This is a genomic window from Dongia rigui, assembly GCF_034044635.1.
GTDB classification, from domain to species: Bacteria; Pseudomonadota; Alphaproteobacteria; order Dongiales; family Dongiaceae; genus Dongia; species Dongia rigui.
On the sequence record NZ_JAXCLX010000003.1, the window covers coordinates 524,220 to 536,664 of the forward strand.

Consider the following 12,445-nt stretch of genomic DNA (forward strand, 5'->3'; position numbering starts at 1 on the left):
TCTCCTAACCTTCTCGTTCGCGCAGGGTCACGACTGCCGCCAGGACAACCAGCCCGAAAATGATGATACGGGTCGCATAGGGCAGCATGGTTCCGGCCAACAACGTCTGCAGCGCGGTGAGCAGCAGCACGCCGCCGACCATGCCGACATAGCTGCCGCGCCCACCGCTGATCAACGTGCCACCGACTACCACCACTGCGATTGACGGCAGCAGATAGTCGTCACCCATACCGAGGCTTGCCTGGCCAGAGAATCCGGTCAGCATGCAACCAACCAATGCCGAGCAGAAGCCGGACAGCATATAGACCAGCATGGTGGTGCGGTTGACATTGATGCCGGACAGTGCCGATACCCGCTCGCCATTGCCTAGCGCATAGACCCGCCGGCCGAAAGGAGTACGCTTGTGCAGTACCACGGCAGCTACCACGAACAGCAGGATGAAGATCACGACGGGCGTCACGAGTTCCTCCTTCGAGGTCATGAACCAGCGCATCAGCGGCGCGGAGAAACCGGCTGGCGTCCCTTGCGAATAAAGGAGCGCCACGCCCTGCAGGATGCCATTCATCGCCAGCGTCATGACAATGGGCGAGATTCCCAGCATCGTGATGCCGAAGCCATTCATCAGCCCGATGACGCAGCCGATCGCCAGAACCAGCGGCAGAGCATAAATCAGCGGTCCGTTCTGTCCGTTGACGATGCCGGCCAGCAGGATGCCGCACAGCGCAATGGTCCATGGCACGGAGAGATCGAGACCACCGGTGAGGATCACGGTGCCTTGGCCGAGGGCCAGCACCAGGAGGAAGGAGGACAGCACCAGCAGCGAGTTATAGTATCCACCGTGGAACAGCGCATTGCCCGTAACGAACTGCGTCATCAGCACGACGAGCACAAAGCAGACATAGGCAGGCAGGGCATAGCGGATCACCTCGGCATGTCGCACCTTGAAGGACGGCAAGGCACCAGCCACTCTGCCGCCACCGATGCCCGGCAATACCAGTCGTTGCGGCGGACGGTTGCTCTGCCCAGGCAGCATGCCCGCATGGCGGGCCTTCAGACGGGCGAAGAACCGGCGTAACCCGCGCGCTGCCGGCGCATTACGCCCCAGCGCTCCCGCCATCACGGCGAGGATCAGGATGCAGCCTTCGGTAACGGTGGAATAATAGGCGGAGACATTGAGCACGAGCAGGATATTGACGACGATCATCAGGATATAGGCACCGACGATCGAGCCCACCGCACCACCACGCCCACCCCCCAGCACCGTACCGCCGACGACGACGGCGCCGAACACCTGCAGGAGCATCGAGTTTCCAACCAGCGGATCGCCGGCACCGGTCTGCGCCGAGATGAACACCCCGGCAAAGCCATAGCAGCCGCCCGCCAGCACATAGACCATGAACTGCACCCAGCGCACGCGGATGCCCTGGGCGCGCGCCGCATCCATATCGCTGCCGATGGCATAGACTGAAATGCCGAAACGCGTGTTCTTCAGCCACAGCCACAGCATAATGAGGATGCCCAGCACGACCACAGGCATGGGCAGGACATTCGGGATCGCATCGTAGACCAGCGCTTCGCTGAGGCCCGCCGGCACCATGCCGCCTGGCTTGTCGAGCACCAGGAGCGTGAGGCCCTGCGTGATGAACATGGTGGACAGTGTCACGACGATCGGCTGCAGACGGAAGAAGGCGATGAACAGGCCGTTGAACGCACCGATCGCCATTCCGATTCCGATGCCAGCTAGCGACCAAAGGAAGATCCCCATGGGCGTGTCCGGCATGTTGGTGGCGAGCAGCACGTTCACCAGCGAGATCACGGCGCCCGCCGAAAGATCGAACCCACCGGTCAGGATGACCAGCGTCTGCCCGGTTGCGGCGATGGCAAGCGTCGCCCCACCGGTCGACATGAAGCTGAATTCGAAATAACTCATCGACCCCGGGCTCATCAGATTGTTGAGCAGGAGCAGCAGGGCAAACACTGTGAGTGCGATGATCAGGCCGCGATAACGGCCAAGTCTGAATGAACGGGGCCGGAACGAATGGTCGGCTGTCGCTTTCATCACGCGGCTCGCACGGAAATGTCGCTACCCAGGGCGGCGCGGACGATATTGTCTTCATTGAGATCCGCCATCGCGATCTCGCGCACGATCTGCCCCTGATAGAGGACAATGGCGCGGTCAGCGAGATGGACCAGTTCGGGAATTTCGGTGGAATAGAGGAGGATGGCGCCACCCGCCTCCACATATTGCCGCATCAGGCGATAGAGTTCGTGCTTGGTGCCGACATCGATGCCGCGTGTGGGATCATAGAGCAGCAGCACGCGGCTCTCCGCCAGCAGCCATTTGGCAATCGCGATCTTCTGTTGGTTCCCGCCGGAGAAAGCGCCGGCCCTGGTCCACAGCGCGCGATCGGCGATCTCGACGCGCTGGAACACATCGGCCACTGCCTGCCGCTCGGCATCCACGTCGATGAGACCATAACGGGAAAAGCGCTCTATGGACGGGATGGAGGCATTTTCAGTGCCGGACAGTTTCAGGAAGAGCGCCTCGGTCTTGCGATCCTCCGGTACCAGGCTGATGCCGATATCGGCCCGCACCGCATCGGCAGGCGAGGCGATCATCACAGGCTTGCCATCGACATAGAGCTGGCCCTTGGTGATTTCCGCCATACCGAAGCAGGAGACGAAGAGGTCGAGCTGTCCCATGCCCTGGAGCCCGGCGACACCCAGGATTTCGCCCTTGTGCAGGCTGAACGAGGCGTTGACCAGCTTACCGTCGGTGGCAAGATCCTCGGCGCGCAGCACTTCGGGCCCTGATTGATGGGTGCGGACGGGACGCGCCGGAAACGCCTGGCCGATCGACCGGCCGACGATCATGCGGATCACCTCCTCATCGTCGAACTCCGCCACGTCGCCGCTGGCAATGTGTTGGCCGTTGCGCAGAACGGAGAGAGTATCGCAGAAATCGCGCACTTCCTTCAGCCGGTGCGAAATGAAGATAATGGTGACGCCCTTGGCTTTCTCGTGGGCAATGATTTCGCCCAGCCAGTCGACATCGCGCCCGGTCAGCGACGACGTAGGCTCGTCAAGGAGCAGCAGCTTTGGCTTGCGATAGAGGGCGCGTGCGATCTCGATCTTCTGCTTTATGGCGAGGTCCAGATTGGAGACCTCGTCCTGAAGGTCGATATCCTGCAGGCCCAGCGTCACGAAATGCGCCCGCACGCCCTCTTCGGCAGCGCGGCGGCGGATTAGGCCCAGCCCGTTGACCGGCGCATAGGGCATCAGCACGGATTCCAGCACGGTCAGATCCCGCACCAGCGTCATTTCCTGGAAGGCGGTCTGGATGCCCAGCGCATGCGCTGCGCGCGGCGACGCCAGCGCGGCTTCCGTTCCAAAGATGCGGAACGAGCCGGTATCGGGCATCACCAACCCACTTAGCAGCTTGACGATGGTCGATTTGCCAGCGCCATTTTCGCCGAGCAGAGCGTGGACGCGGCCGGCCCGCACCTGGAACGACACATCGTCGACGGCGATCGTCGCCCCGAAAGCTTTACGGACATGGTCGGCTTCGATGGCCAAATTGTCTTGCACAGTCACCTAGCGGCGCCCTCAGAATGCGATAAAAGCGAACAGCCCGAAGCCGTCGAATCTGGGTGATAGGAATTTGGCGCCTTCTGTCGCCAATCTCTTCACGACGGGCTGGCGCTGACCAGGACCGCCATCAGAAGCGCCGTCTCCTGACCGCGATTGACCCACGCATGGTTGGTGCCGCGCTGCACGACGGCGTCGAAGGGCTTCAAATCGACTTCACCTTCGTCCAGCACCAGGGTGATCTCCCCGGAGAGCAGGATGATGTAATCAGTCGTCGGCGTCTTGTGCATGCCCGGATCGCGCGACGTATCGACCATGAGGTGCGATCCCTTCATCTCCGCAAACCACGCCGCAGCGGCTTCGTATCGCTCTTGCTTGGAAAGATGCGCCGTTTTCGATTCTGGTTCGATCTCGAAGTAACGGAACAATGTACCGCCGGCAGGCGGCTCCAGGCACGCCGACAATTCGGCATTGTCGAGGTCACCTTCGTTGCTCGCCGGCGATCGATCGGTGGTCCAGAGTTCCGTCAGGACTGAAAATGTATTGGTCGCATAGCCATCCTTCAGGATACGCGACCGCCCCGTCTTGTCGTTTGTCGTGACAATCCGACGTATCGGCCTTAGCCCCATTTAGACCTCCCAGAATCTCGTTCTTGCGTCCCGGGGGAATGTTCCCGATGGCGCAGCGGATTTTTTGTCGTCGCGGGCACGACCATTGCCGCGCCCGCGATTTAGCCTTTTATTCTTCGGGTTGGCCGACGAGCGCGGCGTTAAGTCCAACTTCCGGCGTGTCGGCAGAGTAGATCGAAGCAAACCAGCCTGGATTGGCAATGATAGCGGGTTGGAACACGTTGCAGCCGGCCTTCATCTCAGCCCAGGTGCCTTCGCTGCAAAGCTTGATGGTCTCGTTGGTGACGATGTTCTGCGGCACATCGGTTAGAGCGGGAATATCTTTGCCTTCGAGTTTGTCGACGGCAAGCCTAAGTGCCAGAGCCCCGGTGAAGTTCTGCGAACCCGAGGACCATCTCGGCGCGCCCATCGGTCGATAGGTTCCGCTGGCGCCTTCGGCTTCCGTTCCGACCGGCAGCATCTGGATTCGGCCACCGTTCGAAGCCTCGCCGGCGCAAGGCAGCAGCTTGTCATCGGCGATACCTGCTTCGCTTTGCATGGAGTTCGCCGTGTAGCAGCCAGCCTGCATCCACAAGCCATCGATCTTGTCCCAGGATTGTGTCGCCAATATCTTGGAAAGCTCCGTCCGAGCGACTGCTTGGCTCCACATGCCGTTGGCCTCGGCGACAACACGGATGCCGGGGTGCTTGGCGAATACTTCCTTGGCACCTTCATTCCGCAATGTGTCGACGGTCGTACCCGGCACGCCCGTGACCATCACGACATCACCTTTTCCACCGAGCTTCTCAACCAACCATTCGGCCGATTTAACGCCCCAAGCCTTCTGGTCGATATGCACGTTGTAGGCACATGGTTCGGAGATGATTGAATCATACGCGATGACGATGACGCCCTTGTCACACGCGTTTTTGACGGCCTGATTCAGCGCTGTCGGCGAAATCGGATACACGATGATCGCCTGGGCCCCCGCCTGCACCATGGCGTTGATCTGCTGGATCTGTCGCTGCGCGTTGGGTCCGGCGACCTGGACCTGCAAGTCGACCTTGTCCCGATAAGTGGAACTGGCCGCCATCGCCTTGACCATATTGGCTGCTTCAGCCTGCCAATCATTGCCGATATAGCTCATGCTGAGGAAGATCTTGAACTTGTCGTCCGCGTCCGCCGGGCCTGCGAGCAGGCTGCAACTCACCGCCACGGCGGCCAAGGCGGTCTTCACTCTGCGATTCAGTCGAAACATCGTTTGCTCCTCCCAGGATTATCTCGTTCTGACCGCGCGTTAACCGGCGTGCCAGCAGCCAACCCGTCTCGAAATGCGCCTTGCGGCCATCGCGGAACGAATTTTTTGGGAGGGCCCTCATGACCCCCCTGGAATCAATATCCGCGAGAAGTCGAAACGAGTCAATATTACGTATAAATTATCTGTGATCACAGATACCATCGGTGTGATATACGAAATTGTTCTTGCTGGGTCTTGATCGCTATGTGACCAAGAGCCGGGTTACAAAGGGAAACTCGATCATGGCATGGCTTGGCCTATCGCCGGCGCGCTGCAAGGCATTGCCCGCTCTGTCAGCTGTCGGCGCGGCGCGGGTCTTCCATGATCGACTTTCCTAGAGACCCCGGGGCGACGGCAGTCAGGACGGCCGACATGTAAACAGTCCCGCCGGGGTTCGGCTGAGTACGTGCAAGGACACAAGTATGGACGATAGAGTCAGACCGATCGATATCAGCACCATGCAGGAGCGGGTCTACCAGGAGCTCCGGAATGCGCTCTATCAGGGGCGCTTCATGCCAGGCGAAGTGCTGACCCTGCGGTCGCTCGCGGTCGCTCTGGGCACCAGCCCGATGCCTGTCCGCGAAGCCATTCAACGCCTTGTCAGCGAGAAGGCACTTGTTCAGATGCCCAATCGCACCACGCGGGTCGCGGAACTCACCGCCGGCAATTTCGAACAGTGGACCAGAATCCGCGTGGAAGTCGAAGGATACGCCGCCCAGCGCGCGGCCCTGCGCGCCACGGCGGGTCTCTGCGCAGAATTGCGAACGATCAACGAGCGTTTTCACGCAGCGGTGGAGGCTGAGGACGCAACTGGGATGCTGGAAGGAAACCAGCACTTTCATTTCGCTGTCTACCGAGCGGCCGAGGCCGACGAACTCCTGAATATCATCGAATCACTATGGCTGCGTTTCGGGCCAATCCTGGCCTTCGTGCGTCGGCTGCCCGGTTCCAAGATCATGTTCGACCGCGGCGTCCTAGTCCACGAACGGGTCATTGCCGCGATGGAGCGGCGCGACGCCGCAAGCGCCCGATTTGCACTTGCTCTCGACATTCGCGCGGCCGCCGCTTGGTTTCGTCGCCATTATCGGTTCGAAACGACCCTTGGCGGCAAGCCCTCTTCCTAGGCGTTGCTGGCGCCTGATCGGTATGGGCATCATCAACAGCGCTTGCTGACTTGATCAGCGGCGATCACCAGAACGGATTTCGCTGTCACGGGCTGGAACCCTGGCGATCTGGAAAGGAGCCTAGGCGGCAAGGACCCGCTCGCTAGTCAATGTGGCATTCAGAGTTCAGGCTGACCAACCAACGCGCGGCGCATCAAGCGGTGCATAAGGTGATCCACCACCTTCAACGGCGGGGCCAGATCTCCATCGGCCAGATCCGAAGTCGGCCAAGGTTCTCATGCGAATGTACGACAACCGCAATATGGTTCGGAATTGTTCCTGGATATCGATATGAAGCATATCGCGCTTGCCTGGTTCTGAACGAAAGGAACGTGCCTTCGTTCAGGATCGCAAATCTGCTCTCATATAGTTTCGATTTGCCACGTGATTCCGGAAGCCCTGCCTCATTGAGGATCAGAACAAGCTGGTGCGTTCGGTCCTGTCGGCAGACCATTCCTCGTTCTGCTACCGTGGGGCGCGACCCGCAACACGACACTGCGCACGAGGCTTCGGGATCTGGCGGCGGGTCCAAAGCATGAGCCCGACTAGGACTCCCAGACAGATTCCAGCCCAACTCATTTCAATGACTTAGCTTTTTCTTCGAGCCATCAAAAAGCGGACTGACTCCCAGAAGGTGGACCAGCCGGGTGGCCATGGCCTGCGCCGACTGGCGTCAGACATGCTGATTTCTGCTCGAAGAATCAATGACTTAGGTGGGTTTTTGGCTGGGGGACTAGGATTCGAACCTAGACTGGCGGAGTCAGAGTCCGCTGTCCTACCGTTAGACGATCCCCCAAGCGCGGCGCTTGAAGAAACCAGCTATTTGCCGGGCAAGGTCGCTTGAAGACACCACCAGGGCGTTCGCGTTCTGTTTCCAGCGTGGTTTCGGCGTTCTTCTAGTCGATATGGAGGGCGCCGTCAATGTCATCGCTTTAATGGCCTGGCATCGTGCAAACGGGTTTTTTATCGGCGTTCGACCGCCCCAACCAGGCTAGGCGTTCGTCCGCCATGATTTCTGTTTGAGGCCGGCGATGACGTCGTTGCGTGCCTCGGCGATGTGGTTCCTGAGGAGCCGCGCGGCACTTCCGGCATCGCGCGCGGCAAAGGCCTCCGTCAACGCATCGTGATCGTCGATCGCCCGCAGCTGGGCGGTCTTCTCGTCGATCTGCAGGCGCAGGTAGCGATCGGCGGAGTTATAGAGGGACTGCAGCACGGCCAGCGTGCGCGGCCGTTGCGCCGGCCGCGACATCGCTGTGTGCAGCGCCCAGTTGAGACGGCTGAGTTCGGCCGGGCTGGCCCCCGCCTTGATACCCTGACGATAGGCGGCCAGCGCCGAGCGGACATCCGCCACATCGTCCTCTGTTGCCTTCTCGATCGCGCATTTGATGATGAAGGGTTCCAGCAACAGTCTTGAGTCAAAGATATCGATGGCGTCCTCGATCGTCAGTTCGGCGACGACCGCCCCGCGATGGGTGTGAATGACGACCAACCCTTCGGATTCGAGCTGCACCAGCGCCTCGCGGACGGGGATGCGGCTGACGCCCAGTTCGGCCGCGATCGCCTCCTGCCTGATCTGGTGCCCGCCCGGAAATGCGCCGGAAATGATGCGCTGCCGAATGCTGCCGGCAACCGACGACGTGACGGTGTCTCGTTTCACGCCAGGTTCCACAATCGGCCTGGCCATTTTATCGACCCGCGCGCTTGTTCCTGCTCTGGCGTGCCGCCAGATCCTCGATCGCCTTCTGCAGGATGGCGGTGACCCGCGCACGTTCTTCGCCCACCAGGGGCAGGCGCGGCGCCCGGCACCATTCCGGCGCGCCATAGACCATGTGTTCGGCGAATTTGATGTACTGGACCAGCTTCACATGGGTATCGAGATGGAAGGACGGCGTCATGATGTGATAAATCTCGCGCGCCTCGGCATAGCGGCCGTCGCGGCACAGTTCGAAGATCTCGACGCATGCCTGGGGCCATGCATTGGTCATGCCCGACACCCAGCCGACAGCGCCCAGTGACATGCTCTCGACGATCTGGTCATCGACGCCGCAGAAGATCTGGTAGCGGCTCCCGAGTTCGACATACATGTCGGTGACACGGCGGACATCGCCGGTCTCTTCCTTCACCGCGACAATCGTCGGCAGGTCGGCAAGTTCCTTGAGGATCGCCGGCGTCACGTCGACACCATAGGCGATCGGGTTGTTATAGATCATGATCGGCAGGTCGCTCGCATGCGCGATGCGGCGGTACCAATCGGCCGTCTCACGCGGATCGGTCTTATAGCCGATGCTGGGGAACACCATCAGCCCTTCGGCGCCATAGCCCTGGAATTTCCGGGCCGTCGCGGCAGCGGTCTCGGTGGTGATTTCGGCAAGGCCCGACAGCAACGGCACCCGCCCGCGCACCACTTCCTTGGCGGCGCGGATGACCTTTTCCTTTTCGTCCTGCGACAGGGAGGCATTCTCCCCCAGCATCGGCAGGACGATCACCCCGGACACGCCCGAAGCGACCAATCGCTCGATGCTGCTTTGGGTCGCCTCGAAATTGATCGTGCCGTCCTGGTTGAGCTTCGTCGTCACTGCGGGGAAGACCCCGGTCCATCGCACCATGATCTCTGCCTCGCCTTGCATTCTGGAAGATTCATCTTTGTAAGATTGGATCCAATCTACAATATCCGAACAACGGACATCAACGGCCTTGGCGGTCCCTCGGCCCCGGCCCCGCCCCCCCGCAACTTTATCTCGCCGTCCGATCCATGTAGGATATGTGACGACGATACCCGGCAGGGGTCGCCCGGAATGGCGGCGGTACACATTTTCCGCGCTGTTTCAATGGGTTGACCCTCGGGGCAGAGGAGCATTTACGCGTGAACGGTGCATTATCCGGGTCGCCGGCACCTGCGCTTTGGCGTACGCGTGCGGCTAAGCCCGGTCAGATCATGGCCGCCTTGGACCTTGGCACCAATAACTGCCGTCTGCTGATCGCTCGGCAGGGAAGCGGCGGCTATCAGGTGATCGACGCCTTTTCGCGCATCGTGCGGTTGGGCGAAGGCGTGTCGCAGAGTGGTCGCCTGTCGCCCGAGGCCATGGACCGCACCATCGAGGCGCTCAAGATCTGCGCCGCCAAGATGGAGCGCCGCGGCGTGAGCCTTGCCCGCGCCGTCGCCACAGAGGCTTGCCGCCGGGCCGACAATTGCGTGAGCTTCGTCGACCGCGCCCGTGAAGAAGCCGGCATCGCCCTCGACATCATTACCTCCGGCGAAGAAGCGGATCTTGCCTTCAAGGGCTGCACGCCGCTCCTCGACCGCAACACGGCCCATGCCATCGTCTTCGATATCGGCGGGGGCTCGACCGAACTCGGCTGGCTGCGCCTCAAGCCGGGCAAGCCGCCGCAGATGGTCGCCTGGCATTCCATGCCCTTCGGTGTCGTCAGCCTCACCGAGGAATTCGGGGCCGAGGCCGCGGGCGGCGAGAATCCGACGGCCTTCTATCGCCGCATGGTCGACAAGGTCGCAAACGAGCTCGATCCCTTCCGCCGCGCCATCGGCGCCGGTCGTCTGATCAACGAGGGTGCGGTGCAGATGCTGGGCACCTCCGGCACGGTGACGACCCTGGCTGGCATCCAGTTGGGCCTCGCGCGCTATGAGCGCAGCCTGGTCGACGGGTCTTATCTGAACTTCGGCGATGTCGAGCGCATCAGCAGCGATCTTGCCCGGCGCGATTGCCGCGGCCGCGCGACGCTTCCCTGCATCGGTGTCGAGCGTGCCGATCTTGTCCTCTCCGGCTGCGCCATTCTTTCGGCCATCTGCCGGCTGTGGCCGGTGGGCACATTGCGTGTCGCCGATCGCGGCGTGCGCGAAGGCATCCTCATGAGCCTCATGACCGGCACGGCGCCGGACAATGTCTATGGCGATTTCGACGAGCCGGCCGCGCCGGCCTTGCATTCAGCTGGCTTGGCCTCAGACCTCGTCACCGCCAGCGACTTTTGATTTTTTGGAGTTTCAACATGCGTAACAACCGGGGATCGGGCGGCCGCGGCGGCCAGCGTGGTGGCGCGCGAGAGGAAAGCGCCCTCACCGGCCGCGGCATCAAGACCCGCGTGAAGACCGCAGCCAAGCGATCGCTCTCCTCGGCGCGCTGGCTCGACCGGCAGCTCAACGATCCTTATGTCGCCGAAGCCAAGAAGCGCGGCTATCGCTCGCGCGCGGCGTTCAAGATCCTGCAACTCGACGAGAAGTTCCGCTTCTTCAAGATCGGCGGGCGTATCGTCGATCTCGGCGCCGCGCCCGGTGGCTGGACCCAGGTTGCCGTCGACCGCGTACATTCGGCCGACGGCCGCGGCAAGGTGATCGGCATCGATCTGCAGGAAGTGGAGCCCATGCCCGGCGCCACCATCATCCAGCTCGACTTCATGGATCCGTCGGCGCCCGACAAGCTGAAGGCCCTGCTCGAAGGCGAGGCCGATGTCGTGCTCTCCGACATGGCGGCCTCCTCCACCGGCCACGCCCAGACCGATCACTTGAAGATCATCGATCTGGCCGAGACGGCCTTGGCCTTCGCCATCGAAGTTCTGACACCCGGCGGTACCTTCATCGCCAAGGTGTTGCAGGGTGGCGCCACCAATGAACTGCTGGCGCAGCTGAAGAAGCATTTTTCCAGCGTGAAGCATGTGAAGCCCGATGCCAGCCGCAAGGATTCGGCCGAGATCTATGTCGTGGCCCAGGGTTTCCGTCGCTAAGTATTGATCACGGGCACAGCGTCATGGCTCTTCCCCTCATCATCGACACCGATCCCGGCGTGGACGACGCCATCGCCATCTGGCTGGCCCTTGCGGCACCTGAGATCGACCTCCTGGGTCTCAGTGTCGTTTTCGGCAACGGCCATGCAGCACCTTGTGCCGAGAATGCCATCCGCATCCTTGATGCGGCTGGAAAGAGCCATATCCCCGTCCATGTCGGCGCCGATCAGCCCTTGCAGCGCAGCTATGCCCGCGCCGGCTGGGGCGTTCATGGTGCCGACGGCCTGGGTGGTATCGGCCTGCCCACCGCCTCGCGCAAACCGGACGGCACCAATGCGGTCGCCTGGATGGCCAAGCTACTGAGTAAGGCCGCACCGCACAGCATCACCCTGGCGCCGATCGGCCCGCTCACCAATATTGCCCGCCTGCTGCAAGATCATCCGACCGCGCGACGTGGCATCAAGGAAATGATCGTCATGGGTGGTGCTGCGGCCGAGAATGGCGGCAATGCGACACCCCATGCCGAATACAATTTCTGGCTCGATCCCCATGCCGCCGAGATTGTCTGCGCAAGCGGTGTCCCCATCACGCTGGTGACGATCGAGACGGCACGCCCCGTGAGCGCCACCCCGGCCAGGATCGCCCGGATCGAGGCGGCAAACACGACCATCGCCCGCGCCGTCGCCGATCTGTTGCGCGCCTATGTCCACGAATCCAAAGCCGATGCCCTGTTCGATCCGCTGGTGATCGCCTATCTCCTGCAGCCTGGCTTCTTTAAGAAGCGGCACGGCCATTTCCGCGTGGTGGCGGGGAACAATGCCGAACTCGGCCGGCTGATCGTCGCACCCAGCTCCGATCCGACCGCGCATACGCTCCTGCAAGCCCCTGATCCCGATGTGATTTTCGACTTCCTGAGCGATCGCTATCGGAATCTCCCATAAAAAGCGGCTTTCTCAGCGGCGCATCCCGGCCCAGCGCATAACGCAGACCCCAAAGACTTGTGGGAATCCGGCCGATCTGTATGATGAGGCGCCAACCCAGACCGCCCCTTCGCA

10 protein-coding genes and 1 tRNA gene are annotated in these 12,445 nt (G+C 61.6%); 4 read left to right on the top strand and 7 right to left on the bottom strand.

Going from position 1 to position 12,445, the window contains the following annotated elements; translation table 11 throughout:
* Nucleotides 1-4 precede the first annotated feature (4 nt).
* From SMD31_RS17955 to SMD31_RS17970, 4 genes are all read right to left on the bottom strand, one after another.
* Nucleotides 5-1,930: an ABC transporter permease gene (locus tag SMD31_RS17955; protein ID WP_320502303.1), complete on the bottom strand. Its 1,926-nt coding sequence runs from the start codon at nucleotides 1,928-1,930 to the stop codon at nucleotides 5-7.
* 128 nt (nucleotides 1,931-2,058) lie between these two features.
* Nucleotides 2,059-3,594, bottom strand: coding sequence for a sugar ABC transporter ATP-binding protein (locus tag SMD31_RS17960; RefSeq protein WP_320502304.1), 1,536 nt, complete (start codon nucleotides 3,592-3,594; stop codon nucleotides 2,059-2,061).
* Between the two features lie 92 nt (nucleotides 3,595-3,686).
* Nucleotides 3,687-4,217, bottom strand: a complete 531-nt coding sequence (locus SMD31_RS17965; RefSeq protein WP_320502305.1) for a cupin domain-containing protein — start codon at nucleotides 4,215-4,217, stop codon at nucleotides 3,687-3,689.
* Nucleotides 4,218-4,326: 109 nt separating this feature from the next.
* Complete coding sequence (locus SMD31_RS17970; RefSeq protein WP_320502484.1) at nucleotides 4,327-5,412, bottom strand: sugar ABC transporter substrate-binding protein; 1,086 nt, start codon at nucleotides 5,410-5,412, stop codon at nucleotides 4,327-4,329.
* A 503-nt stretch (nucleotides 5,413-5,915) separates the two neighbouring features.
* On the opposite strand from SMD31_RS17970, the gene SMD31_RS17975 reads away from it, so the two are divergent.
* Nucleotides 5,916-6,617: a GntR family transcriptional regulator gene (locus tag SMD31_RS17975; protein WP_320502306.1), complete on the top strand. Its 702-nt coding sequence runs from the start codon at nucleotides 5,916-5,918 to the stop codon at nucleotides 6,615-6,617.
* A 761-nt stretch (nucleotides 6,618-7,378) separates the two neighbouring features.
* Here the strand turns inward: SMD31_RS17975 and SMD31_RS17980 are convergent.
* The 3 genes from SMD31_RS17980 to SMD31_RS17990 form a co-directional block, all read right to left on the bottom strand.
* Nucleotides 7,379-7,452, bottom strand: a tRNA-Gln gene (locus SMD31_RS17980).
* A 195-nt stretch (nucleotides 7,453-7,647) separates the two neighbouring features.
* On the bottom strand, nucleotides 7,648-8,313 hold the full coding sequence (locus tag SMD31_RS17985; protein WP_320502307.1) for a GntR family transcriptional regulator: 666 nt from the start codon (nucleotides 8,311-8,313) through the stop codon (nucleotides 7,648-7,650).
* A gap of 28 nt (nucleotides 8,314-8,341) precedes the next feature.
* Entirely contained in the window at nucleotides 8,342-9,262 is a 921-nt protein-coding gene (locus tag SMD31_RS17990) for a dihydrodipicolinate synthase family protein (RefSeq protein ID WP_320502308.1), read from the bottom strand.
* Between the two features lie 329 nt (nucleotides 9,263-9,591).
* Here SMD31_RS17990 and SMD31_RS17995 point away from each other — a divergent pair, with 329 nt between their 5' ends.
* From SMD31_RS17995 to SMD31_RS18005, 3 genes are read left to right on the top strand one after another with little or no spacing between them, the layout of a single operon-like run.
* Complete coding sequence (locus SMD31_RS17995) at nucleotides 9,592-10,641, top strand: Ppx/GppA phosphatase family protein (RefSeq protein ID WP_320502309.1); 1,050 nt, start codon at nucleotides 9,592-9,594, stop codon at nucleotides 10,639-10,641.
* Nucleotides 10,642-10,658: 17 nt separating this feature from the next.
* Nucleotides 10,659-11,390 (top strand): RlmE family RNA methyltransferase, encoded by a 732-nt coding sequence (locus SMD31_RS18000; protein WP_320502310.1) that lies wholly within the window; start codon nucleotides 10,659-10,661, stop codon nucleotides 11,388-11,390.
* Nucleotides 11,391-11,413: 23 nt separating this feature from the next.
* Nucleotides 11,414-12,331, top strand: a complete 918-nt coding sequence (locus SMD31_RS18005) for a nucleoside hydrolase (RefSeq protein ID WP_320502311.1) — start codon at nucleotides 11,414-11,416, stop codon at nucleotides 12,329-12,331.
* Nucleotides 12,332-12,445: the final 114 nt, after the last annotated feature.

Excerpts from the sequence above, each read along its gene's own strand:
- SMD31_RS18005 (WP_320502311.1), top strand. The coding sequence starts at position 11,414 with ATGGCTCTTCCCCTCATCATCGACACCGATCCCGGCGTGGACGACGCC.
- SMD31_RS17995 (WP_320502309.1), top strand. The coding sequence starts at position 9,592 with ATGGCCGCCTTGGACCTTGGCACCAATAACTGCCGTCTGCTGATCGCT.
- SMD31_RS17955 (WP_320502303.1), bottom strand. The coding sequence starts at position 1,930 with ATGAGTTATTTCGAATTCAGCTTCATGTCGACCGGTGGGGCGACGCTT.
- SMD31_RS17990 (WP_320502308.1), bottom strand. The coding sequence starts at position 9,262 with ATGGTGCGATGGACCGGGGTCTTCCCCGCAGTGACGACGAAGCTCAAC.
- SMD31_RS18000 (WP_320502310.1), top strand. The coding sequence starts at position 10,659 with ATGCGTAACAACCGGGGATCGGGCGGCCGCGGCGGCCAGCGTGGTGGC.
- SMD31_RS17975 (WP_320502306.1), top strand. The coding sequence starts at position 5,916 with ATGGACGATAGAGTCAGACCGATCGATATCAGCACCATGCAGGAGCGG.
- SMD31_RS17965 (WP_320502305.1), bottom strand. The coding sequence starts at position 4,217 with ATGGGGCTAAGGCCGATACGTCGGATTGTCACGACAAACGACAAGACG.